At 63.1% G+C, this 22,081-nt stretch carries 26 protein-coding genes; 13 read left to right on the top strand and 13 right to left on the bottom strand.

Annotated features, from left to right (window positions below; translation table 11 throughout):
- Window positions 1-30: 30 nt before the first annotated feature.
- The 10 genes from OKW37_RS23485 to OKW37_RS23440 are packed head-to-tail and all read right to left on the bottom strand — an operon-like array spanning window position 31 to window position 8,228.
- Complete coding sequence (locus tag OKW37_RS23485) at window positions 31-861, bottom strand: aspartate dehydrogenase (protein WP_184057780.1); 831 nt, start codon at window positions 859-861, stop codon at window positions 31-33.
- Window positions 854-2,512 (bottom strand): thiamine pyrophosphate-binding protein, encoded by a 1,659-nt coding sequence (locus OKW37_RS23480; protein ID WP_184057778.1) that lies wholly within the window; start codon window positions 2,510-2,512, stop codon window positions 854-856. The genes OKW37_RS23485 and OKW37_RS23480 overlap by 8 nt, the downstream gene beginning before the upstream one ends.
- Window positions 2,505-3,314: an SDR family oxidoreductase gene (locus tag OKW37_RS23475; protein WP_184057776.1), complete on the bottom strand. Its 810-nt coding sequence runs from the start codon at window positions 3,312-3,314 to the stop codon at window positions 2,505-2,507. Before OKW37_RS23475 ends, OKW37_RS23480 begins: the two co-directional genes overlap by 8 nt.
- The gene (locus OKW37_RS23470; RefSeq protein WP_184057774.1) at window positions 3,314-4,198 is read right to left on the bottom strand and encodes an IclR family transcriptional regulator; all 885 of its coding nucleotides are present in this window, start codon (window positions 4,196-4,198) and stop codon (window positions 3,314-3,316) included. The genes OKW37_RS23475 and OKW37_RS23470 overlap by 1 nt, the downstream gene beginning before the upstream one ends.
- Window positions 4,195-5,100, bottom strand: coding sequence for an alpha/beta fold hydrolase (locus OKW37_RS23465; protein ID WP_184057773.1), 906 nt, complete (start codon window positions 5,098-5,100; stop codon window positions 4,195-4,197). The genes OKW37_RS23470 and OKW37_RS23465 overlap by 4 nt, the downstream gene beginning before the upstream one ends.
- A gap of 49 nt (window positions 5,101-5,149) precedes the next feature.
- Window positions 5,150-5,680: a cupin domain-containing protein gene (locus OKW37_RS23460; RefSeq protein ID WP_429403909.1), complete on the bottom strand. Its 531-nt coding sequence runs from the start codon at window positions 5,678-5,680 to the stop codon at window positions 5,150-5,152.
- Window positions 5,681-5,706: 26 nt separating this feature from the next.
- Window positions 5,707-6,474 carry an SDR family oxidoreductase gene (locus OKW37_RS23455; protein WP_184057768.1) on the bottom strand — a complete coding sequence of 256 codons (768 nt, stop codon included), beginning with the start codon at window positions 6,472-6,474 and terminating at the stop codon, window positions 5,707-5,709.
- Complete coding sequence (locus tag OKW37_RS23450) at window positions 6,467-7,552, bottom strand: Rieske 2Fe-2S domain-containing protein (RefSeq protein WP_429403908.1); 1,086 nt, start codon at window positions 7,550-7,552, stop codon at window positions 6,467-6,469. The genes OKW37_RS23455 and OKW37_RS23450 overlap by 8 nt, the downstream gene beginning before the upstream one ends.
- 48 nt (window positions 7,553-7,600) lie before the next feature.
- On the bottom strand, window positions 7,601-7,912 hold the full coding sequence (locus tag OKW37_RS23445) for a recombinase-like helix-turn-helix domain-containing protein (RefSeq protein WP_184057764.1): 312 nt from the start codon (window positions 7,910-7,912) through the stop codon (window positions 7,601-7,603).
- 1 nt (window position 7,913) lies between these two features.
- On the bottom strand, window positions 7,914-8,228 hold the full coding sequence (locus OKW37_RS23440; RefSeq protein ID WP_090808057.1) for a non-heme iron oxygenase ferredoxin subunit: 315 nt from the start codon (window positions 8,226-8,228) through the stop codon (window positions 7,914-7,916).
- Window positions 8,229-8,671: 443 nt separating this feature from the next.
- Between OKW37_RS23440 and OKW37_RS23435 the strand changes: the two genes are divergently transcribed.
- Window positions 8,672-9,745: a porin gene (locus OKW37_RS23435; protein WP_429403907.1), complete on the top strand. Its 1,074-nt coding sequence runs from the start codon at window positions 8,672-8,674 to the stop codon at window positions 9,743-9,745.
- A 107-nt stretch (window positions 9,746-9,852) separates the two neighbouring features.
- On the opposite strand, the gene OKW37_RS23430 is transcribed toward OKW37_RS23435, so the two are convergent.
- Window positions 9,853-10,827, bottom strand: coding sequence for an IclR family transcriptional regulator (locus tag OKW37_RS23430; RefSeq protein WP_184057760.1), 975 nt, complete (start codon window positions 10,825-10,827; stop codon window positions 9,853-9,855).
- Window positions 10,828-10,987: 160 nt separating this feature from the next.
- On the opposite strand from OKW37_RS23430, the gene OKW37_RS23425 reads away from it, so the two are divergent.
- From OKW37_RS23425 to OKW37_RS23385, 9 genes are all read left to right on the top strand, one after another.
- Window positions 10,988-11,284, top strand: coding sequence for a hypothetical protein (locus OKW37_RS23425; protein ID WP_184057758.1), 297 nt, complete (start codon window positions 10,988-10,990; stop codon window positions 11,282-11,284).
- Between the two features lie 101 nt (window positions 11,285-11,385).
- On the top strand, window positions 11,386-13,098 hold the full coding sequence (locus tag OKW37_RS23420) for an acid phosphatase (RefSeq protein ID WP_429403906.1): 1,713 nt from the start codon (window positions 11,386-11,388) through the stop codon (window positions 13,096-13,098).
- A 217-nt stretch (window positions 13,099-13,315) separates the two neighbouring features.
- Window positions 13,316-13,675 carry a DUF3564 domain-containing protein gene (locus OKW37_RS23415; RefSeq protein ID WP_129956126.1) on the top strand — a complete coding sequence of 120 codons (360 nt, stop codon included), beginning with the start codon at window positions 13,316-13,318 and terminating at the stop codon, window positions 13,673-13,675.
- A 320-nt stretch (window positions 13,676-13,995) separates the two neighbouring features.
- The gene (locus tag OKW37_RS23410) at window positions 13,996-14,745 is read left to right on the top strand and encodes a DNA/RNA non-specific endonuclease (RefSeq protein ID WP_429403905.1); all 750 of its coding nucleotides are present in this window, start codon (window positions 13,996-13,998) and stop codon (window positions 14,743-14,745) included.
- Window positions 14,738-14,998 carry a hypothetical protein gene (locus tag OKW37_RS23405; protein ID WP_184057752.1) on the top strand — a complete coding sequence of 87 codons (261 nt, stop codon included), beginning with the start codon at window positions 14,738-14,740 and terminating at the stop codon, window positions 14,996-14,998. The genes OKW37_RS23410 and OKW37_RS23405 overlap by 8 nt, the downstream gene beginning before the upstream one ends.
- A 192-nt stretch (window positions 14,999-15,190) precedes the next feature.
- Window positions 15,191-16,423 (top strand): SpoIIE family protein phosphatase, encoded by a 1,233-nt coding sequence (locus tag OKW37_RS23400; RefSeq protein ID WP_429403904.1) that lies wholly within the window; start codon window positions 15,191-15,193, stop codon window positions 16,421-16,423.
- Window positions 16,424-16,435: 12 nt separating this feature from the next.
- Window positions 16,436-16,999, top strand: coding sequence for a SiaB family protein kinase (locus OKW37_RS23395; RefSeq protein ID WP_429352783.1), 564 nt, complete (start codon window positions 16,436-16,438; stop codon window positions 16,997-16,999).
- Between the two features lie 19 nt (window positions 17,000-17,018).
- The gene (locus OKW37_RS23390; protein WP_184057748.1) at window positions 17,019-17,414 is read left to right on the top strand and encodes a DUF1987 domain-containing protein; all 396 of its coding nucleotides are present in this window, start codon (window positions 17,019-17,021) and stop codon (window positions 17,412-17,414) included.
- A 1-nt stretch (window position 17,415) separates the two neighbouring features.
- Complete coding sequence (locus OKW37_RS23385) at window positions 17,416-18,141, top strand: GGDEF domain-containing protein (protein WP_184057746.1); 726 nt, start codon at window positions 17,416-17,418, stop codon at window positions 18,139-18,141.
- Between the two features lie 86 nt (window positions 18,142-18,227).
- Here OKW37_RS23385 and OKW37_RS23380 read toward each other — a convergent pair whose 3' ends face one another.
- Window positions 18,228-18,473: a hypothetical protein gene (locus OKW37_RS23380; protein WP_429352782.1), complete on the bottom strand. Its 246-nt coding sequence runs from the start codon at window positions 18,471-18,473 to the stop codon at window positions 18,228-18,230.
- Between OKW37_RS23380 and OKW37_RS23375 the strand changes: the two genes are divergently transcribed.
- The 3 genes from OKW37_RS23375 (at window position 18,459) to OKW37_RS23365 (ending at window position 21,345) form a co-directional block, all read left to right on the top strand.
- Window positions 18,459-20,276, top strand: a complete 1,818-nt coding sequence (locus OKW37_RS23375; protein WP_429403903.1) for a putative bifunctional diguanylate cyclase/phosphodiesterase — start codon at window positions 18,459-18,461, stop codon at window positions 20,274-20,276. The two genes, OKW37_RS23380 and OKW37_RS23375, sit on opposite strands and share 15 nt — an antisense overlap.
- 148 nt (window positions 20,277-20,424) lie before the next feature.
- Window positions 20,425-20,787 (top strand): hypothetical protein, encoded by a 363-nt coding sequence (locus tag OKW37_RS23370; RefSeq protein ID WP_429403902.1) that lies wholly within the window; start codon window positions 20,425-20,427, stop codon window positions 20,785-20,787.
- Between the two features lie 240 nt (window positions 20,788-21,027).
- Window positions 21,028-21,345, top strand: a complete 318-nt coding sequence (locus OKW37_RS23365; RefSeq protein WP_184052781.1) for a hypothetical protein — start codon at window positions 21,028-21,030, stop codon at window positions 21,343-21,345.
- Here OKW37_RS23365 and OKW37_RS23360 read toward each other — a convergent pair.
- Window positions 21,342-22,049 carry a Crp/Fnr family transcriptional regulator gene (locus OKW37_RS23360; RefSeq protein ID WP_429403901.1) on the bottom strand — a complete coding sequence of 236 codons (708 nt, stop codon included), beginning with the start codon at window positions 22,047-22,049 and terminating at the stop codon, window positions 21,342-21,344. The genes OKW37_RS23365 and OKW37_RS23360 overlap by 4 nt on opposite strands.
- Window positions 22,050-22,081: the final 32 nt, after the last annotated feature.

The following is a 22,081-nucleotide window of genomic DNA, read 5'->3' as shown; positions in this document are numbered from 1 at the left end:
GGTTCTTTCAAGCCAGGGGCTTAACGGGTCTTAGATCACGCAGCGCGCCGCGCGATTGCGCAGTGCGCGGATCGCGCTATAGGCGGTCAGCGCGGACGTCTTCGGGTTGTCCGGCAGCGGCTTGCCGCTCATTTCGAGCGCCATCTCGCCGAACGCGCCCCGCGCGACGATGCGATGCACGTTGCGCGTCACGTTCGGATCGGCGATCAATCGCACTGCCGTGTTGTCGAGGCCGAGGCCCGCGAGCGCGATCGTCGCGGCGACGTTCGCGTTCTTCGGATAGAGCCGCGCGGCTTCGCGCGCGCTGCCCTCGAAAATCACTTTCTCTTCGGCGAGCGTGGCCAGATCGCAAACCGCTTCGGCCGGCGTGCCGAGCCAGCCGACCGGCGGCTTGCGGCCCGTGTACAGCACTTCGTCGAGACCGCCGAAGCGCGCCGCCGAGATCGCGTCGACACCGCCGATCGCGCCCGACAGCAGCGTGACCGTCGCGTCGCCTTGATCGGCCGCGGCCGCGAGCGCATCGAGCAGCCCGACATCGGACAGCGCGCCGATCGACGCGACCGCACAATCGGTGCCCGCCTTCAGCAACGGCACGACGTGAGCGACGAGCGCGCTGTGGCCCGCGCATTCGAGCGCGAACTGCGGCTTCGTGCTCAGCGCCGCCACCGACGACACCACGTCGACGCTCGCGCCCACCACTTCACGCACCGACGCCACATGACTTTCAGGCACGATCACATGCGACACGCGCACCGCCGGATCGGCGGCGACCGAGCGGTACACCGCCTGGCCGATCGCGCCGAAGCCGATCATCGCGATGTCGATGGGCGCGTGATGTCCCGCGTAGCCGGCCTCATGCATGTTGCGGCTCCTCTTTCTTGACCGGCGGGCCCGCGAACGCGGTCGCGAACGATCCGACCGACAGCATGTCCACTTCGACCAGCACCGGCCCCGTCTTCGCCATGCCTTCGCGGATGATCGCGGCGGCGTCGTCGAGCGACTTGATGCGGTAGTGCGTGAGCTTCAGGCTTTCGCAGAACTGCGCGAAATCCGGCTGATGCAGTTGCACGTAGCAGCGGCGGCCGCCGTACTGCGCGTCCTGAATGTTGCGGATCACGCCGTAGCACTGGTCGTTCATCAGCACGATCATCACGTTGGCGTTTTCCTGCACGGCCGTCGCGAGTTCGCCGACGTTGACCATCAGGCCACCGTCGCCGCACAGGGCCACAGTTTTCGCAGCGTTGCCCGCGAGCGCCGCGCCGATACCCATTTGCATACCCTGGCCGATGCCGCCGCCGAGCGCGTGCACGCCAGCGCGCGGCGTGAAGATCTTCAGCAGGCGGTTGCCCCACGTGCTGTTCGAGATCGTGACGTCGCGCACCCAGTTGTAGTCGCGGCCCACGGCTTCCTGCAGCGCGTCGACGAGACGCTTGTAGGGCCCAAGACCCTTGCTGACGTCGGCGACCGCGCTTTCGCGCGCGGCGGCCAGGTCTTGCGCGAACGCCGGATCGATCTTCAGCTTGCCTTCGAGCAGCGTCGCGAGTTCGTCGAGCACCGCGGCGGCGTCGCCGTGGATGAACATGTCGTTGCGATAGCCGCGGTTGTCGGCGAGCGCGTCGGCGTCGATGCGATACAGCGGCTGCGGCAGCGCGAGCTTGTACTTCAGCGTTTCATTGCCACGCAGACGCGAGCCGACCACGACGAGCGCGTCGCAGGTCTTGTAGAAGCTTTCGACTGCCGGGTGCACGTTGAACGCGCCGAGCGTGGCCGGGTGATCTTCGGGCAGCACGCCGCGACCCTGCACGCTGGTCACGACGCCAAAGCCGAGCGCGACCAGACGTTCGACCGCCGCGCGCGCGTGGCGCGTGCCGCCGCCCAGCCACAACAGCGGGCGCTTCGCCTTCGTCAGGTGCTGCGCGAGTTGCGCGACGCGGTCCTTGCAATGCGTGAGCGTACTCACGTGCGGGGCGCCGAGATCGCTCGGCCATTCGACTTCGGCGGCCTGGATGTCGATCGGAATCTCGACGCTGACCGGGCCGCTCGGCGCGGCTTGCGCGACGCGCACGGCTTCGCGGATCGTCGGCAACGCGGTTTCGACCGAGCGCACGCGGAACGCGGCCTTCGAGATCGATTGCAGCATCGACAGCTGATCCGGTGCCTCGTGGATGTACGCGAGGTCCTGATCGAGATAATCGGTTTCGATCTGGCCGGTCACGTGCAGCAGTGCCGTGCCCGCCGTCAGCGCTTCGACCATCGCTCCCGCCGCGTTGCCCGCGGCGGTGCCGGTGCTCGTAAAAGCGACGCCGAGGCCGCCGGAGACGCGGGCGAGGCCGTCAGCCATGTTCACCGCGCCGGCTTCGCCACGCGCGCCGACATAACGGATCTTGCCGCGCGTGTTGATTGCGTCGAGGATCGGCATGTTGTGGATCGAGATCACGCCGAAGGCGGTTTTAACGCCGCATTGCTCGAGAAAGGCGGCGATCAGTTCGCCAACGGTGGTTTTGTTAGACATGTCGTGCAACGCCTCCAGAAACATCGATGTGACTGCCAGTCGTGTACGACGACAGCGGGGTAGCCAGATAAAAGAGCGCCTGTGCGGCTTCTTCGGGACGGCCGAAGCGGCCGAGCGGGATGTTTTTCTTGCGCGCGAGTTCGCCGGTCCAGTCTTCCCAGCTCTGTCCGAGCTCGGCCTGGGTGGCATAACGGCGGCGCCATTGACCCGATTCGACGATGCCGATCAGGATCGAATTGACGCGCACGCGCTGCGGCGCCAGTTCGACCGCGAGCGACTTCGTCAGGCTCAGCAGGCCCGCGCGCGCCGACGACGTCGCCACCATATGCGGCTCCGGCTGTAGCGCGAGCAGCGAGTTCACGTTGACGATCGCCGCGTTGCGGCCGGCGCCTGCCGTGTCGCGCAGCATCGGCAGGAACGCGCGGGTCGGGCGGATCACGCCGAAGTACTTGAGGTCGAGTTCCTCGCGCCAGGCCTCGTCGGTCGTATCGGCGAAGGTCGACACGCGGCCCTGGCCCGCGTTGTTCATCAGCATGTCGGTGCGGCCGAAGCGCTGCTGCACCGCCTGCGCGAACGCGTTGACTTCGTCGGCGTCGAGCACGTCGCAGCGCTGCGCGAGCAGTTGCGCGCCGGAATACTTCTTCGTGAGCGCGGCTTGCGCCTGGGCGAGCCGCTCGCTGTCACGGCCGCAGATCGCGACGGAAGCGCCGGCGCGCAAAAACAGTTCGGCGGTTGCGAGGCCGATGCCGGACGAACCGCCCGTCACCACCGCTACCTGTCCGGTCAAATCGATTTGGATCATCAGAGCCCCAGTGCCTTCATGTACTTGTTGCCGCTATTCGGCCCAGACTTCGGCCGGTAATTGAGCCGCTGCGACAGCTCGTCGGCCGCGCGGCGCACCTTGTCGACGAGACCGCCGTCGAGCAGCGATGCATCGATCTCGCGGCGCGGAATCGTCGTCGTGATCACCGCGACGATGCGGCGCGAGTCGTTACGCACCGGCGCGCTGACCACCGAAATGCCACGCTCGAACGAAGACTCGCTGATCGCGAAGCCGCGCCGCGCGTCGTCGCGAATCCGTTCGTACAGGTCGTCGACCGTGGCCGGCGTCTGCGTCGTGAAGCGCTCGAGTTCCGGCTCCGGATAGAGCTTCTTCAGTTCCTCGAACGTCAGATCGCCCATCAGCACCTGGCCATGGGTCGTCGCATGCGCGGGCAGGCGCGTGCCGACGTTGACCTTCACCGAACTGAAAATCGGCGCATGGCTTTGCGCCTTCGCGACGAACACGACGTCGCGTGCATCGCGAATCACGATGTGGCTCGTGAGGCCGGTCTCGTCGCGCAGCTTTTCGATGATCGGCAGACCGAGATCGGTCAGTTCGAGCGAGCTCAGATATTCGAAACCGAGCCGCAGCACCGCGACGCCGAGGCGATAGTTGCGGTCCTTGTCGGCGCGTTCGAGAAAGCCGAGGAATTCGAGCGTCTGCAGCAGACGGAACACCGTCGTGCGTGGAATGCTCAGGCGCCGCGACAGCTCCGGTGCGCCGAGCACCGGCTCGCGCGGCGAGAACTCCATCAGGATCTTCAAGCCGCGTTCGAGACCGGGCACACGGTAGCCCGAATCGCTGCTCGTTTCGTTGCCGTCGGCGGCGAGGTCGCGGTCGGCGTCAAGAGTGTCGGGCGTCATTGATTGGCTCCGCTTTGGCTCAATGGGCTGTCGCTTGCGCGGCAGAACGTATCGATGATCGTGGTGTACGCGGCGGGTGCTTCGATATAGCCGGCGTGGCCCGCGCGCGGCACGGTCTGCAGGCGGGTCCGCGCGGCCAGAGCGATCTTTTCGCAGGCCTCGGGCGTCGTGATCGTGTCTTCGGCGCCGACCGCGACGTTCACGCGACCGTCGTAGCGCGCGAGGTCGGCCGCGAGATCCGCGTTGGCGAGCAGATGCGTGGCCTGCGCGTAGCCATGCGGCATCACTCGTGACATGTTCCAGCGGACCCATGCGCGTGCGTCGTCGCTCGCGTGGACGGACAGCATGTTTGCGCTGCGCGTGTTGGCGAGACCCTGGGGCCCCAGTTCGTTCAGCATCGCGAGCCGTTGATCGCGTTTGGCGTCGCGCACCTCGGGCGCGGCCGCACCGTAGCCGCCCGCGGGCGACAGCAGCAACAGACCCGCCAGATAGCGGGGATGCGCGGCGGCAAACGCGCCGGCGACGATCGCGCCGAGCGAGTGCCCGACCAGCACGCAGCGTTCGATGCCGAGCGCGTCGAGCCATTCCTTCAGTACGACTGCGTAATCCTGCGCAACTGGCGAAGCTGCCGCGACCGGCGAGGAAGCGCCATACCCCGGCGCGTCCCAGGCCAGCACACGGCGCGTCGCGCCGAGCGCGTCGAACTGCTCCACCCACGAAGCCGCGCCCGAACCGATGCCGTGCAGCAACACGAGCGGCAGCGCGTCGTGGCCAGCGCGATCGACTTCGCGATAGCTGAGCACGCGTTGCACGGCGAGGCTGCCTTGCTGCGCCGGATAGCGTGTGAGACGCGCTTCGAGCGCGGCAAGCTGTTCGGCGTTGACGGACGGGACTGCGGACATGATTTCCTTCGCGGGTGAAGTGGAACGACGTGGACGGCGTGGCAGCGCGTTAGCCGCGCTTGATCTTCGCGAGCGGCGAATCCGGCGGATACGTCGGCGTGATCGGCTTCGGCGAACCGAGCATCACGCACATCAGCGCGTCTTCCTCGCCGATGTTGACTTCCGTGCGGTACACGCCGGGTGGCACCGAGATCAGGTCACGCTCGCCGAGCACCGCTTCCCACGTCTCGCCGTCACGCTCGCAGATCACTTTCATCTTGCCGCGCAGCACGAAAAATATTTCTTCGACATCCGTATGAATATGGCTCGGGCCGATGTTGCCGGCCGGGATCACCATCGTCGAGAACGTGAAGTTGCCTGCGGGCACCGTGTTCATGTCCTTCGCGACGCCGGTACCGCCGGTACCGACATAGCGCATCTGCGCACGGCGATACTTCGGGTCGTAGTCGGCCTGGAACTTCAGCGCGTCCCAGTCGTAGCGACGCGTCTCCAGGCGTGTGACGCGGCTGTCCAGCCATTGCTGGAAGCTTGCGTCCGCGGGTTGGTCCCAGGATTTGCGTTCGTTGTCGGCGTCCGCCATCTCTTTCTCCTTTCGATTCGACAAGATCAATTCATCACGAAGCCGCCGTTGACCGGCAGCAGCTGGCCGGTCACAAAGCGAGCGGCATCGGACAACAGAAACAGCACCGGCCCGGTCACATCGTCGGGCACTTGTGCGCGCGCGAGCGCGCGGCCTTGCAGGTAATACTGATGACGCTCGGCGGGCACGTACGCGGTTGCCTCCACTTCGGTCAAGCCCGGCGCGATCGCGTTGACGGTCACGCCGTACGCGCCGAATTCGCGCGCGAGCGAGCGGGTCATCGAGATCACGGCGCCCTTGCTCGCCACATACGCGAGCAGCTTCGGCGCGCCCCACATCGCCGTGTCCGACGCGATGTTGACGACGGCGCCGCGGCCCGATTCGCGCAGATACGGCAGCGCGGCGGTGCTCATCAGCCAGGTGCCGCGTACGTTGACGTTCATCACGGCGTCCCACGTTTGAACGGACAGCTCGTCCGCGAACTTGCCGCCGGAGTTCGTGATCGCCGCGTTGTTGATCAGCGCGTCGAGACCGCCGAGCTGGGCCGCGCCCTCTTGCGCGAACTGCTTGACGCTGGCCGGATCGGCGAGGTCGAGCGGCAGATAAGTTGCCGCGTGGCCCTGCTCGCGCAGCGATGCCGCGAGCGCGCGGCCTTCGTCGTGCAGCACGTCTCCGAACACGACCTGTGCACCAGCTTCGACGAGCGCACGGACGAACGCCGCGCCGAGACCGCGCGCGCCGCCCGTCACGAGGACGCGCCGGCCCTTGAGCGCTGCGAGTGCGTCGTTATGCATGGCTGTGACCGGCTTCGTTGGCGGCGGGCGTCGTGTTGGCCGCGCGATGCGCTTCGAGCGCGGCGAGATCCTGCTGCGCGCGTTGACGCAGCATGCGGCGCACACGCGTCATGCCGACGTCATGCTGATAGAGGAACTCGTGATCGCGCGCGTTCGGGGCGAGGCTTTCGAGGACGTAGCGGTCCTGCTCGAGCACGTCCCAGTGCAGACCTTCGAGGCGGTTGCGATACAGGAAGCGCCATGCGTCGCGCTGCCAGCCCTGCACCTTGCGGGTGCGCCAGAAGTAAACCTGGCAGTTGTCGCCATCGACCGGAACCGCGAAGCCGATGATGCCGAAGTTGCCGCCCGGCCCGAACTTCTTCTTGTACGGAATCGCGAGACGCATCCACAGCGCGCCGGTGTCACCGAGTTCGACCCAGTCGAAGTTCACGTCGCGCTGGCCGATCTTCTCGAAGATCAGACCGGTTTCGGTCTTGCGCACGCGCATCTCGGCCTGCTTGTCGCCTTCGGCCATCGAGTGCGACGTCGCGTGCAGATAGGCGCCGTGCATCGGGTCCATCACGTTGTCGATCGCGTACTGGTAATTGCACTTCCAGTTCGACATGCACAGGAAACTTGCGTATTCCTCGCCAACGAGTTCGTCAGGCAGCACTAGCGGCGCCGGTTCTTGGTGCGCGTCGTCCCCGAACCACAGGAAGATCGCGCCGGCGTGTTCTTCGGCCGGGTACGACTTCACGCAGGTCTTGCCTTCGAGCGGACAGCTCGACACGGCCGGCACGTTGATGACGGTGCCGCTGCCGTTCACTTCGACGCCGTGATACCAGCACGCGACGCGATCGCCGAGGTTCCAGCCGAGCGACAGACGCGCGCCGCGGTGCGGGCAGCGGTCTTCGAGTGCGTGGACTTTGCCCTCGCTATCGCGCCACAGCACGATCTGGTCGCCGAGACGCGTGACGCCGATCGGCGCGTTGCCGACCTGCCAGCTCGGCGCGACGGGATACCAGTAGTTGCGCAGGCCGCGGTCCAGATACGACTTGACCGGATCAGCCGTGCCTTCAGTTGTAGTGGGGGACGTCATGAGGAGACTCCAGTACGAATGCGATGAAACCTGTTCGGAAAAGCGCGCCTAGTCGGCGAGCTGACGGAATTCGGCGGCCAGGCGCTCGGCGTTCCACTGAGTGCCCTCCGGGGTGCGGAAACCGTCGCGGTTCAAGCCGTCGGCGACCTCCTGCAGTTCCGTCGCGCCGGCTTCGAAAACGCGCTCGAGCGCATCGCCAAAGTCGTTTTCGTACTGGGTCGGCTCGGCCTTGCGGTTCTGCCAGACCATGTTGCTGCTCTCGCCCGGCTTCTCGATCACGCCCTTGCCTGCGACGTTGTTCGGTTGCGGCGCGAGCCACGGCTTCAGGAAGGGATTGAAATTCACGGCTATCTCTCGCATGTCATTCCACCTTGATCTGGATTTCTTCGCCTGCGAGACGTACCGAGTACATCTTCAGGTCGCGGCCGCCCGGCTCTTTCAGGCACTTGCCGGTCGGGATATGGAACACGGCTTCGTGCAGCGGACATTCGACGGTGTCGCCGTCGACGAAGCCCTGCGTCAGCAACGCGTACGCGTGGGGGCAGACGTTTTCCATCGCGTAGATCTCGTCGCCCACCTTGTAGATGCCGATCTCCGTGCCGTCGAGCTTGAACTCGAGCGGGGAGTCTTCGGACAGGTCACCGGCATGTCCGGCACAGCGCCATGGTTCGGTCATTTCTCACGTTCTCCTTGGACCTTTATGTTCCATATAAGGAACAGCAGTTCGTATATGGTCGATTATAGGAGTCGGTCTACGCCGAGAAAATAAAAAAATGAGCTCTTAGGGGAAAACACCGACTGTCGTTTTTGGCACACATCGGCATGCCATGCCGCGCGCACAGCCCCAATCCACGCGGGCCTTCGTCAAGCATGGCCTAGCCGGAATCCCAGACGGGGGACGATCGGCAACCACGGGTTTGTACCGATCTCAAAATCTATTTTGGATGATCTCAGCTTCAATATACTTTCCATAGGCGATACGTATGTCCATAGGTGGAACGCATAACGTAGGACCGATGTGGTTCTGGCGCAGAAACCAGAACGGAATTAACCCCAGAGAACAGATCAAGGACGGCGCATTCGGCGAGTGTCTACGTCGTTTGATCAGGAGGACCAACGGTGAAGCAAATCATTGCGGCCGGTTTGACGGCAGCTTGCATGACCACGGGCGCGTGGGCGCAGAGCAGCGTGACGCTATATGGCAGCCTCGATGCCGGTGTCGCGTACATCAGCAACGTGGGCGGCAGTTCGAAGTGGATTCAGGAACAGGGCAACATGCAGCCTGACCGTTGGGGCCTGAAGGGCGTCGAAGATCTGGGTAATGGCCTGAAGGCGGTGTTCCAGCTCGAAAACGGCTTCTATACGAACACGGGCGCGATGGCGAAAGCGGGCGTGCTGTTCAACCGTCAGGCTTACGTCGGTCTCGCTTCCGACCGGATCGGAACGCTGAGCTTCGGTCATCAGACGCCGTTCAGCTTCGACATACTCGGCCCGTTCAGCACCGGCTACCAGGCGGCGAGCTGGTACGCGTTCCACCCGGGCAACATCGACGCGCTCGCCAACACCGCGGTCGTGCCGTACGACAACTCGGCGAAATTCCGTTCGGCATCGTTCGACGGCTTCACCTTCGGCGCGATGATGGGCCTCGGCAATCAGACCAACTTCGCGATCGGCCGCTCGTATGGCTTTGCGGCGACGTACGCCAACGGCGGCTTCAAGGCAGGCGCAAGCTATTCGAACGAGAACAACCGCACGCCGTCTATCGTGACGACCGGCATCACGACCTTCCAGGGTCAGCCCGCCGCGACCTACACGGCCGACAACCTGCAGAACATGGGCCTGGGCCTGTCGTACCAGTTCGGCAGTGTGCTCGTACACGGCCTGTACACCCGCGTGAAGCTCGAAAGCGCCGGTCACTCGGACACCTATCAGAGCTACGACGCTGGCGCAAACTGGCAGGTCACGCCGTTCAACACGATCGCAGGCGGCGCCGCGACGACGACGCTGGCCGGCCATCGCTGGACGCAGTTCATGATCGGCAACATCTATGCGCTGTCGAAGTCGACGCAGGTGTATATCAACGCGCTGTATCAGCGCGCGGGTTCGAACACCGACGCGGCGTTCTTCACCGCGGGCGTATCGAGCGGCCGTAATCAGGCGATCGTCCTGAGCGGCATCCATCACTCGTTCTGATGATTTGACGACGTGACACGGCGAGTCCGGATGTGCAATGCAGCAGGACTCGCCGACAGATATGAAATAAGTATTGGAAGTAGTAGCACCGTGAAATCAGCGCGCACTCAATGCGCGGCAACCGATCTGCGGCGCGCCTGCATCGCGGTCGGATCGTCCGGCCTCGGGCGATAGCTCAGGCGCTCGGACAACTCCAGCGCCGCCTGGCATACGGCGATGATCAGCGGCTCGCGCTCGGCGGTCTCGCCAATATCCGAACGTGGGATCGTCACCGTCAACGCGGCAGCGATCTTACCGCTCTGGTCACGCACCGGCGCGCTCACCACCGAAATCCCCCGCTCGAACGACGCCTCGCTGACCGCATAGCCAAGCGCCGCGCTCTCGCGCACCCGTCCATACAGTTCTTCGACGGTCGCCGGCGTGCGCTCGGTGAAGCGTTCGAGCTGCGGCTCCGGATACAGCTGGCGCAACTCCTCGAAGCTCAGATCGCCCATCAGCACCTGGCCATGCACCGTTGCATGCGCGGGCAGGCGCGTGCCGACGTGCACCTTGACCGAGCTGTACATCGGCTCGTGCGTCTGCGCCTTCGCGACAAATACGACGTCGCGCTGATCGCGGATCAGCAGATGCGTGCTGAGCCCGGTCGCGTCGCGCAGGCGTTCGAGAATCGGCGTGCCGACGTCGGTCAGCTCGAGCGAACTCAGATACTCGAAGCCGAGCCGCAGCACCGCGACGCTGAGCCGGAAATAGCGGTCCCCGTTGACGCGTTCGAGGAAGCCGAGCGCTTCGAGCGTTTGTAGTAAACGAAACGTGGTGGTGCGCGGGATGCCGATCCGCTTCGATAACTCCGGCGCGCCGAGCACCGGCTCGCGCGCGCTGAATTCGGCGAGGATGCGCAGGCCGCGTTCGAGGCCCGGCACCAGATATGTGGAGCCGCCGGCGCTGTCGTCGTCGGCGGCGGAAGCGGGCATGTCCGCGCTTTGCGCGTGCGACTGCGCCGGTTCGTGTTGTGCCGCGGAGGCTGCCGCCGCACGCGGTTTGGCCTGCCTGCGTCCCACTCCTGTCTGCTCTTCTTTTGCCATCTTGGCTGCCGTCTCTATGCGGTTCATCGGGTTCAATTCAGGATGATAGCGCGAAGCATGCGGCGAATCGGCCATGCGCGGTGCTATGCTTTGATCCGGTCCGGCGGCGCGGTGTATTCCAGCCGCTCGCTCGCGCCGCCCAAGCGTAGGAGGCCACGTCATGTCCAGCGCGGTCCAGATTCAGGTTGCCGACTCGCATCTTTATCCGGGCTGCGCGGTGCGCATCGCGAATCTTCCCGAGCCGGCCTGCGCGTCAAACGTCGCCGAGGCGCGCGTCGAATTCGCGGACGGTTCCGGTGCGCACGCCACCTGCCATCGGCGCGCACATGACGAACTCGAATTGACCGTCGACCGTTATGCGACGCAAAAACGTCATCCGATCGACGCACGGCACTGGCTACTATTGGCCGTCGATGCCACGCATCACAGTTGGCGCGTCAAGCGTCGGCTGCCGTAAAGCCGCGAGGCCTGCCGCCATCGGCGGACCCGTAACCGGTGTCGCGCGCGCCGCTTCGAGCGGCGCCGATGCGACCGTCACGTCTCCTTCGGAACTCACCGATGACCGACCACGATCCTCACCTGCCGCCGAAACTGGACAACCCCGATTCAATCGATCACACCAACGACGCCCCCGACGATCCCGAACGCCGGCGCGTACTGACCGGTCTCGCGGCGGTCGGCCTCGGCCTTGCGCTGACCGGCTGCAAAACAGGCGAGGGACTCGCGGGCAACGGGCCGCCGCGCAGCGCCGCCGACTTGCGGCTCGACGCTGCGCTGCACGATCAGGTGAAGAACATCGTGGTGATCTACGCGGAGAATCGCAGCTTCGCGAACCTGTACGGCAACTACCCGGGCGTCCAGCATCCGCTCGACGCGGTCACCGCCGAGCAATACGTCCAGCTCGACCGCGATGGCAAGACGCCGCTGCCGCGGCTGCCGGCGATCTGGGGCGGGCTCGTGCCGCAGGCGCAGGAAGTGGACGGCAAGCGCTACATGATCGGCGAAAAGGATCTCGATCATCTGCGCAACCGGCCTTTCCGCATCGTCGATGCGCACGGCGCGCCGCTGCCGACCGGCGTGATCACGCGCGACCTCATCCATCGCTTCTATCAGAACCAGATGCAGATCAACGCGGGGCGCAACAACCAGTTCGCCGCGTGGGGCGATTCCGGCGGCCTTGTGATGGGGCACTACCGCAATTCCGCCGACACGCTGCGTCTGTGGAATCTCGCGCAGCAGTACACGCTGTGCGACAACTTCTTCATGGCCGCCTTCGGCGGCTCGTGGCTGAACCATATCTTCCTGATCTCGGCGCAGGCGCCCTACTATCCGGACATTCACAACAGTCCGGCGAAGAAGATGGTGTCGGTCGTGGAAGGCGACGATCCGACCGGCACCCGTTTGAAGCTCGCGCCCAATTCGCCCGCGTCGGCGCTCGACGGTCCGCCGAAGTTCGTCAATGACGGCGCTTTCACCGCCGACGGCTACGCAGTCAACACGATGGCGCCGCCGTATCAGCCCAGCAGCGTGCGTCCGGCCGAAGGCGGCGACCCGGCTTTCGCGGATCCGTCGAACCCGCGGGTGATGCCGCCGCAGAATTACGCGACGATCGGCGACCGGCTGACCGGCAAGGGCATCGACTGGGCGTGGTATAGCGGCGCGTGGCAATTCGCGCTCGATCATCGCGATACGGGATCGATGCCCGACTTCCAGTACCACCATCAGCCGTTTAACTACTTCGCCAATTACGCGCCGGGCACCGCCGCGCGCCGCCGCTATCTGCGCGACGGCGGCATGGGCAACGACGCGTCGACCAATCGCCTGATTGCCGACATCGACGCGGGACGTTTGCCGACCGTGACGTTCTATAAACCGCAGGGCGACCTGAACATGCACGCGGGCTATGCGGACGTCGCCTCGGGCGACCGTCACATCGCGACGCTGATCGAGCACATCCAGCGCGGCCCGCAATGGCAGAACACGGTCGTGATCGTCACCGTCGACGAGAACGGCGGTTGGTGGGACCACGTCGCGCCGCCGATCGGCGATCGCTGGGGTCCGGGTTCGCGCGTTCCCGCGCTCGTGATCTCGCCGCTGGCGAAGAAGGCTTATGTCGATCACACGGTGTACGACACGAACTCGATTCTGCGTTTCATTAACCGTGTGCATGGACTCGCGCCACTCGATGGCGTGGTCGCGCGCGACAAGGCATTCGCAAGCAACGGACTCGCGCCGCTCGGCGATCTGACCGCTTCGCTCGATCTTGCTTGAGCCCCTCTCGGCTGCGTTGATTTGTCGCGGCTCGCGGTCTGCATGTGGTCGTTACTGCATGCATATCGCGTACGCCGCGGCGCAGTAAGGATTCACCGTACCTCGCCACACCTTTTGGCGACTTGATTTTCCATTCGCACATCATGCCTTTGTCTTGCATAAAGCGCCGCGCCGCCTAGACTGATAAGGCGCTTCGCAATTTATGAACGGAACTGATATGCGACTGACCATCCTGATTAACGGTTCCGATCCCACCGTAAGCCATGATTACGCTGTGCTCTGGCTCGATACCGATGAACATCGGTGGTCGAGAGAAGCGCATCAAGGGATCGACCTGCCCCCATGGGGCGAACTGCGCGACGAAAACGGCGTGACCACGCTGTGCGCACCGAGCGCCGACGCGCCGCTTTGTACGTTGCGCGGTCTGCACGTCGATCGCAAGGAGCGGGTGAGCGCCGCGCAAGGCGCCGCTGCATGGACCGCGCTGCAAACACGCAAGGCGACTAGCGGCTTCTGGCGTTTGCAGGCGGTGGATCGTCAAAAAGTGCACGCTGAAAACAGCGTGTTCGGTAATTAAGTTCTGGCGCGATTCGTCGCGCTTCTCTTTTCCGGTCGAAACTTCCGGCTCATTGCGCGAGCACTGTTCATACGTGTAAATCTGTTCGTGCGCAATCGAACATAACCTGCCGCGATAGCGCACGCCTTAAGACCTTCTTAAGCTTGCGTGCGTAGATTCGGAAGTCCACGCATTCGGGTCGCTGCAAAGCGGCCCATTTTTTTGTCCGGCGCACGCCGCCTCTGCCGTTTCCAATTCCCTTCCTTCGATTCGCATTGTGCAGTCGCTCGATGCGGGCCACGACGCTATACTTGCGTCCCCGTTCATCGAACCACCGACCCATGAAGAAGTGGCTTGCCTGTCTGTTACTCGCCGTCGCCGCTCATGCGAGCGCGGCGCCTTCCTGCACCGGATTCACGCCGAATGCGCAATGGCCCGTCCTCACCAATCAGAAGATGGCGCCGAAAACGCGCCTGCTTTGTTATAGCGATTTCGCGGTGCTGCATTCGGGTATCACGCACGGTCCGCTGTGGTCTGCCGAGCATCTGACGCGTGAGCACATCGAAGAAGCGAAGGACATGGTGCGCACCAACAAGTTCTTCGAAGACGCGCGTCTGCCCGAAGGCGAAGGCGCGACACTCGCCGACTACAAACGCAGCGGCTTCGATCGCGGTCATATGAGTCCGGCGGGTAATCGGTGGAACGACGAGGCGATGGCGCAATCGTTCTCGCTCGCGAACATCGTGCCGCAAAATCGTCAGAACAACCAACGATTGTGGGCACGCATCGAAACTGCCGTGCGCAAGATCGCACTCGCCTACGACGACGCGTACGTCGTCACCGGACCGCTGTTCACCGGCCAACAATTGCAGACGATCGGCCCGACGCGCGTGTTCGTGCCCACCCAGTTGTACAAGGTCGTCTACGTGCCGTCGCGTCAACTGGCCTTCGCAGTCGTGGTTGATAATGTAGCGACCAACCGCTACGACATCCGCACGATTCACGAACTCGAAGCGATGTCGGGCATCCGCTTTCCGGGCATTCCGGACAACCTCAAGGACCAGCGGCCAGGAGGACTGAAAGGTGTTTAAGCCCTATTCGAACGATGACGACGTGCTCAACATTCAAGGCGATGCGCTCACGCTCAGCAATGGCACGACGCGTGTCGTGCTGAACGGCACGCTCGAATTGACGCGCGATCAACGCGGACTGAAGGCGGCGCTCGCGTTGAAGGAAGCGCTCGATGCGATCGTCGCGAGCCTGCAGGCTCAGAAGGATTTACCGGCAAAGGTGCAGGACGAGCCGGATGCTAAACCAGGTATCGTGCAGAACCCGTTTCAATAACGGATTCGGCGGCGTTGCATTTGCGCAACCTCGCAGATCGCAATTTTTACTGATGTCGGTCACGCAAACCTTTGCGTGACCGCTAGTTTTCTAATCTCGCGCCAATAGAGCGGATCGCCTCCCCTCTGTCACATAATGTACATAGAGAAACCTTAGCGTGCGAGGTTTCTTCACACATCGACTGGCGTCGCCATGCATGCTGCGTTCTCGAGATTTCGCCGTTCTTCCGCACAGGGTAATCCGCGCACTGCCGGCGACTTGTGCCAGGAAGTTCCATCCGTAGACGTTGAAGATCCCAACTCCGTGGTCATGGAGATCTTCTCGGCGCGCCGCGACATGCAGAGTCTCGCTGTCATCGACGACCACCGTCCCATCGGCCTGATCAACCGCGATATCTTCATGTCGCAAATGAGCAAGCCGTTCCATCGAGAGCTTTACGACAAGAAGAGTTGCATCGCGTTCATGGACAAGGAACCGCTCGTCGTCGACGCCGACGTGAGCATCGAAGCGCTGACGTTCAGGACCGTCGAGGCGGGAGAAAAAGCGCTGGTCGATGGTTTCATCGTGACACGTGACGGACTCTTCTCGGGTCTCGGCAGTGGTCTGCAGCTCATCAGTGCGGTCGCGGAAATGCAGGCGGAGAAGAACCGCCAGATCATGCAGAGTATCGAGTACGCCAGCGTGATACAGCGCGCCATGTTGCGTGCTTCCAGCGAGACCCTGTCGATGAAGCTGCGCGACGCGGCGATGGTCTGGGAACCTCGCGACGTCGTCGGCGGCGACTTCTATCATTTCGCGGCCTTTCCGAACGGCTGGTTTGGCGCTGTTGCCGATTGCACCGGACATGGCGTACCGGGCGCCTTCATGACCTTGCTTGCTTCGGCGTCGCTGTCGAAGGCGCTCGAACAGATCGGTCCGCGCGACCCCGCCGCGCTACTGGCGGCCGTCAATCAAAACGTCAAGGGCTTGCTTGGGCAAGTGAACAGTGCCGACGAAGGAACCCAATCCAACGACGGTCTGGATACCGCACTCTTCTGGTTCGACGCCACGGAGAGCGTGCTGCATTTTGCTGGCGCGAGGATCGCTCTGCACATCCTGTCACCCGATGCCGCGGAGTTCGAAACGATCGGCGCTGACCGCATGGGTGTCGGTTATGTGGACAGTCGCGCCGACTATGCGTGGAGCTTGCGCTCGATTCCGGTCGCGGCGGGCAGCCTGCTGTTCATCTATACCGACGGCCTCGCCGATCAGATCGGCGGCCCGCGCAACATTTCTTTCGGCCGGCGCCGGGCGCTCGACCTGATACTCGAAAACCGCGCCGAAACTCCGGCGACGATTTGCGAGCGCGTCCGGCTCGCGCTCGCGGAGTGGCAAGGCAAGCAACCACGCCGTGACGACGTCACGCTTTTCTGTGCCCGCATTTAGCGAATTCCCAGAATGTCCCAACTACTAGAACAAGACAGCGCCTTTTTCGAACTCGCGCAGCGGCGCAACGTGCTCTTCTATCACAAGGGCTACTTCTCCCATAACATCGTCGCGTCGATGGGCGAAGTCGTGAAACTGCAGCTCGAAGTCGCCGGCGTCAGCGGTCCTACTCGCCGCAAACTCTTCTCGTCCTTTATCGAGCTGGCACAGAACATCGTTCATTACTCGTCGAACGCGCTGGAGCCCGGTGGCGCACGGGCAGGCGAGATACGCGAGGGCGCGGTGTGCATCTCCAGGCACGGCGAACATCACGTAATGTTGTGCGTCAATCCCATCGCGACCGCCGAAGTCGAGGACCTGCGAAGCAGGTTGGAGCCTCTGCGCAACATGTCACTCGAAGAAATCAAGCAAGCGTACAAGGTTTCATTGCGCACCGATGCTCCGAAAGACAGCAAGGGCGCCGGGCTCGGCTTCCTGACGATGGCGCGCGATGCGAGCGCGCCGCTTGAATTCGCTTTTCATCCGCGTGCCGACGAACCGGGCACCACGCTGTTTTGCCTCATGGCCATCATCTGAGCAGGAAGGCACACGAACAATGGAAAACCTACACATCCCGGCGACGACGACGTCGCCCGAAGTCGATTTTCGCTTCGACCAACACGCGTTGTCGATCAGGGGAGAGTCTTACCCCGAAAACGCAGCCGCCTTTTACGCGCCGATCATCGAGCAGATGCGCAAATACCTCGCCGCGAACGCCGGGGCCGAGATCACCATCGACGTCGCGCTGACGTACTTCAATAGCTCGAGTACCAAAATGCTGTTCAGCATCTTCGACGCGCTCGATCAGGCGGCGGAATCGGGAAGCCGCGTGTCGATGAACTGGTATCGCGACGAGGAAGACGAGACCATTGCCGAGTTCGGCGAAGAACTGAAAGCCGATTTCGGCGCGATCGAGTTCACCGATCGTCCCATTGCGCAGCAGGGAAAGTAAAGTGCGTTCGACCTCTTCCCTTGACGTGTCCTCGGGTGGCGCACCCGATCTGTTCCAGGACGAAAGCACCGCGCTGGCAAAGGCTCGGGCCATGCATTCGATCATCGATGCGGACCCCGCGGAGTATCGCCAGTCGTTGGGCGAACTGATCGAGCACTTCCAGCGCCTGATGCGCGAGACACGGCGCCTGATCGGCCGCAGCGACCGGGCCGAACGCGAGATGCAGGCGCTGGCCCAGCAGTTGGCGTATCGCGCATCGCACGACGCGTTGACGGGCGTACTGAACCGCAGTGCCGTGATCGAACGGACCACCAAGGTCTTGCGCATCAGCAGCGCGGTGATGATCATCCTCGACATCGACGAATTCAAGCGGATCAACGACGACTACGGCCACCCCACCGGCGACGCGGTCATTTCGGGGGTCGTCGATTGTCTGCGCAGAATCGTCGGGGAACAAGGCTTCATCGGGCGAGTGGGCGGTGAGGAGTTCACCGTCCTGCTGCCCGGTCATGAACCGGCCAGCGGTGCCATTCTTGCCGAGCGCATGCGAGAAGCCATCGGTGACTCGCTGGTCGTTCCACCCGTCGAGCGCCGCATCACGGCCAGCTTTGGCGTCAGCATCAACGAGGTCGGAACCTGTTTCGACACCGCATATGGCCTCGCCGATGCGGCTCTGTACCGCGCCAAGCGAAGCGGGCGCAACCGCGTGGAATTTGCCGATCGATAGGCGGATAAGCAGACCCATCGCGCGCCGTCCGTTACAGGCAGATCCGGAGCGCCCTAAGGCAAGTCATGCAGCCACCTAAACATTCACTATCCGGGCGGGTCGGTGTTCGCCCGCGCCGGGTCGACGGAAAGGGAAGGGCCTTGGGACAGGAAGCAACGCGCAAAGCCGGTACTGTCATAGCCGTACTTGCCATTCTCGCTGTCATTGCGACGAGTACCTTCCTCGCAATCCGCCAGAGCAGCGAGCAGGACAGTTCGCTTCGGACGATCCAGGCTTCCGGGCGGCTGCGCCACGACCTCGACCAGGTTCAGCAAGTCATGCTCGATGAGCATGCGACGCTCTACACCTCGATCGCAACGGTGCCGCTTTACGACCGCGCCGCTTATAGCTTTCCGATGCTGGAACTGCTCGCGTTGACGCGCGACGCGCGCGAGAGCTGCAGCGAGAATCAGGAATGCATATCGAGGCTGTCGGATCTGGACGACATGATCGGCAGACTTAGCGAGCTGAGCTTTGGTCTTGCGCGCAAGATCGCGGAACATCCCGGCAGTGTGGCAGTGGGCGACCCCAGACTCGAACAAATCGACGCCTATTTCTATAGCGTTCTCGAGCGGGTCGTCGACGTACGACTCGCGGCCGACGCCAAGGTCGCTTTAGTCGTCAGCAAATCCTCGTTGGATGGGAAGTGGTTTACGCGCATGCTGTTGAGCTGCGGCGTCGCTTCGGCCTTGTTGCTGCTTTCGCTGATTCACTGGAACGGGCGCATTGGAGCGCATCTTCGTCGTTCGCTCACAAGACTCGAGCATCAAGCCAGATACGACGCACTGACCGATCTGCCGAACCGGGTGCTGCTCGGCGAACATCTTTCAGAGTCGCTCGTCCGCGCGGCAGCGACAGGTCAGAACGTTTCCGTCCTGTTCCTCGATCTCGATCGTTTCAAGGACGTCAACGATTCGCTCGGACACCGCATTGGCGATTTGCTGCTACAGGCCGTGGCGCGAAGGCTTCAGCGTCTGCTGCGCGCGACGGATTTCGTCGCGCGTTACGGGGGCGATGAATTCGTCATCGTCGCGGAACGGGCCGACGCGAAGCAACTCACCGAAATGCTGGACACGCTGATTCACGAGATGAGCGAGCCGTATCGCATCGGCGAGCACGAGCTTTATCTCGAAGCAAGCATCGGCGTCAGTACTTTTCCACAAGACGGCGCCCAGCCGGAACTGCTCACGCGAAATGCCGATGCCGCGTTGTACGTGGCTAAATCGCGCGGGAGAAACGGCTATCAATTCTACGAACCGGAGCTGAGCCGGGCGGCCGCCGAGAAGTTGCGGCTCACGACGCGACTGCGGCGCGCGGCGAAAGCCAATGAGTTGTATCTGGCGTATCAGCCGCAAATCGACATGAAAACCGGATGCATCGTCGGTGCCGAGGCACTTTTGCGGTGGCACGACGACGAACTCGGTGAAGTCTCGCCGGCCGTCTTCATCCCGCTTGCCGAAGAAACCGGTCTGATCCAGAACATCGGCACGTGGGTATTGCGGCAGGCGTGTCTGCAGGCGAGCGCATGGGTACTCTCGGGGCTTCCGCCCGTGCGCATATCGGTCAATGTTTCGCCACTTCAACTCGAACGGGCGGACCTTCCAGGCGTAGTGCACTCGGCACTCGACGATGCCCATTGGCCCGCCGAACTGCTGGAGCTCGAAGTCACCGAGGGCACGTTGATGCGCAACGCTGAAGAAGCGCAACGGGCTTTTCGCGAACTGCGCGAACTCGGTGTGTCCATCGCTATCGACGACTTCGGCACCGGTTATTCGAGCCTCAGCTATCTGAAACGCTTTAGCGTCGACCGCATCAAGATCGATCGCGCCTTCGTTTGCGAAATCGGCAGAGACAAGGAACTCGAAGCTCTGTCGCTTGCCATCATCGCGATTGCTGAAACGCTGAGCTTCGATGTCGTCGCTGAAGGGGTCGAGCTCGATGTCCAGCGCGAGTTTCTGGTCCGTCACGGATGCACGGTGGCCCAGGGTTTCCTGTTTAGCCCAGCGGTCTCGCCGGAGGCTTTAGCGCAATTGCTCGGCAAGACCGCGGTCGCGTCTTCATTGAGCGTGGCGCCTTTCCGGGGATTCGCTTTGTGAGTCGCAACATGTATCCGCGCTGACGCACTACTTACGTTTTGTCACCAGCGCGGCGTCAACTTCTGTATTCCGCCCTACGTTAAACCGGCAGCGCTGAAATGATTCAGCCGCGACAAACGAATCCACCGATTCAACCTGGAGTCACATCATGAAGACGCTTTTCGCCGCTGTTGCTTCCGCACTGCTCGTGTCGACCGCCTTTGCTCAAACGACCGCACCGTCTGCCGCACAACCCGCGCAAACCACGCAGTTGCCAGCCACCGGCCAGGCGAATCTGAAGGCAAGCACCGCGGTACAAGCCGGCGCGACCGCAACGAAAGCGCCTGCCGAAGCCGCTACGCAAAAGCACGTGAAAAAGACTTCCGCCCATACGAAGAAGGCCCACAAGTCCACGGCCAAAAATGCCGCCGAAACGAGTGCCGCGAAGACTAAAACGGAGAGTGCGAAAGAGGCCAGCACTGCCCCGGCGAAAGCCGACGGCGCACAAGCCGACACGACCAAAACGCAATAACACGTGATCGGTTTCGGCGCTGACCGGCCATGCAGGTGCTGTTCAAATAGAAGTTGATCGAAGCCGGACTGTGCCGTTCGGGGAGGGCGAGTCTTATGACTCGCCTTTTTTATGCCGCGTGTCATTCCCCGTCGTATCTTTTTGCCGACAAACGCGCGAATTTTTGCACCGTCTTTACTCGCGGACGACTACTCTCGAATTGTTCCAATTCACCATCGCGTCGCACCAACGCCGCATCACATGGCTCTTACCCAATCGCTCGACAAGCTCTCGCCGCAACCTGCCAGCAAGCAGGTTCAACACAGCAACGTCATTGCGTTTCCGTCGGCGCGCGCGGCTCTACTCGTGACGCTGCCGCACGCTCACTTGCGCGCACTGCTTCATTCACCGCTCGGCGTCTATGTAATCAACACGGAAACCGTGCGCGAAGAAGACCGCGTGCAACTCGACATCGCGCGCGAAGATCTCCACTTCACGTTGCACATGCTGCTCACCACGTTGCCCGCCGCGACGATCGGTCCATTGAAACGTCGCGTCAGCCACCCGAGCGCGCGTTAAATGCGCTCGACGAAAGCCTGTTCACGCAGCTTGTCGGCATCGACGATTTCGATCTCCGCATAACGCAGCCTCAACGCGCCCTGCGTCTCGAAGTGCTTGAGCACCTGATTGATCGTCTGCCGCGACAGCGCGAGCATCATCGCCAGGTCTTCCTGCGGGACCTTCAGCACGTTGCGCAATGCGCCGGGTTCGCCATAGCCGCCCGCCATCAGCAACAGGCGCCGCGCGACACGCGGTGCGGCCGGCAATAGCGCGGCTTCCTCGATCGCCTCGAACGCCAGACGCAACTTGTGCGCGAGCAGCAGACCGAACGCATGCCAGTAAGCCGGCGTGCGCTCGAGCAACGCGGCGAGCGCCGCGCGCGGCACATGAAACAGCGCGGTATCGCGTTCGGCATAGGCGTCGTGGGTGCGCGATCGATCGTCGAACAGCGCGATCTCGCCAAACCAGTTCACCGGCTCGATCACCGCGAGCAACGCTTCCTTGCCGGTCGAACTCGCCGCGCCGATTCTGACGAGGCCGTCGAGCACGCAGTACAGGCCGTCGTCGGCAGCGCCGCGCGTGAAAAGCCGCTGATCTGCCGCGAGAGATTCGACGCGCCCCGCGTCGAGCAATTGCACCCGCAGCTCGGCTGGCGCGGCGCGAAACCACGCGCTGCGCTCGAGCAGCCCGGCAAGCTCCTTCGATGAAAAACGCGCTGTCATGGACGGTATCCGTGGACGGTCGTTGCTGATTG

Origin of the sequence: Paraburkholderia sp. MM5482-R2 (assembly GCF_050436125.1) — a bacterium.
GTDB lineage: Bacteria > Pseudomonadota > Gammaproteobacteria > Burkholderiales > Burkholderiaceae > Paraburkholderia > Paraburkholderia tuberum.
This window is presented reverse-complemented; position numbering and strand designations above follow the sequence as displayed.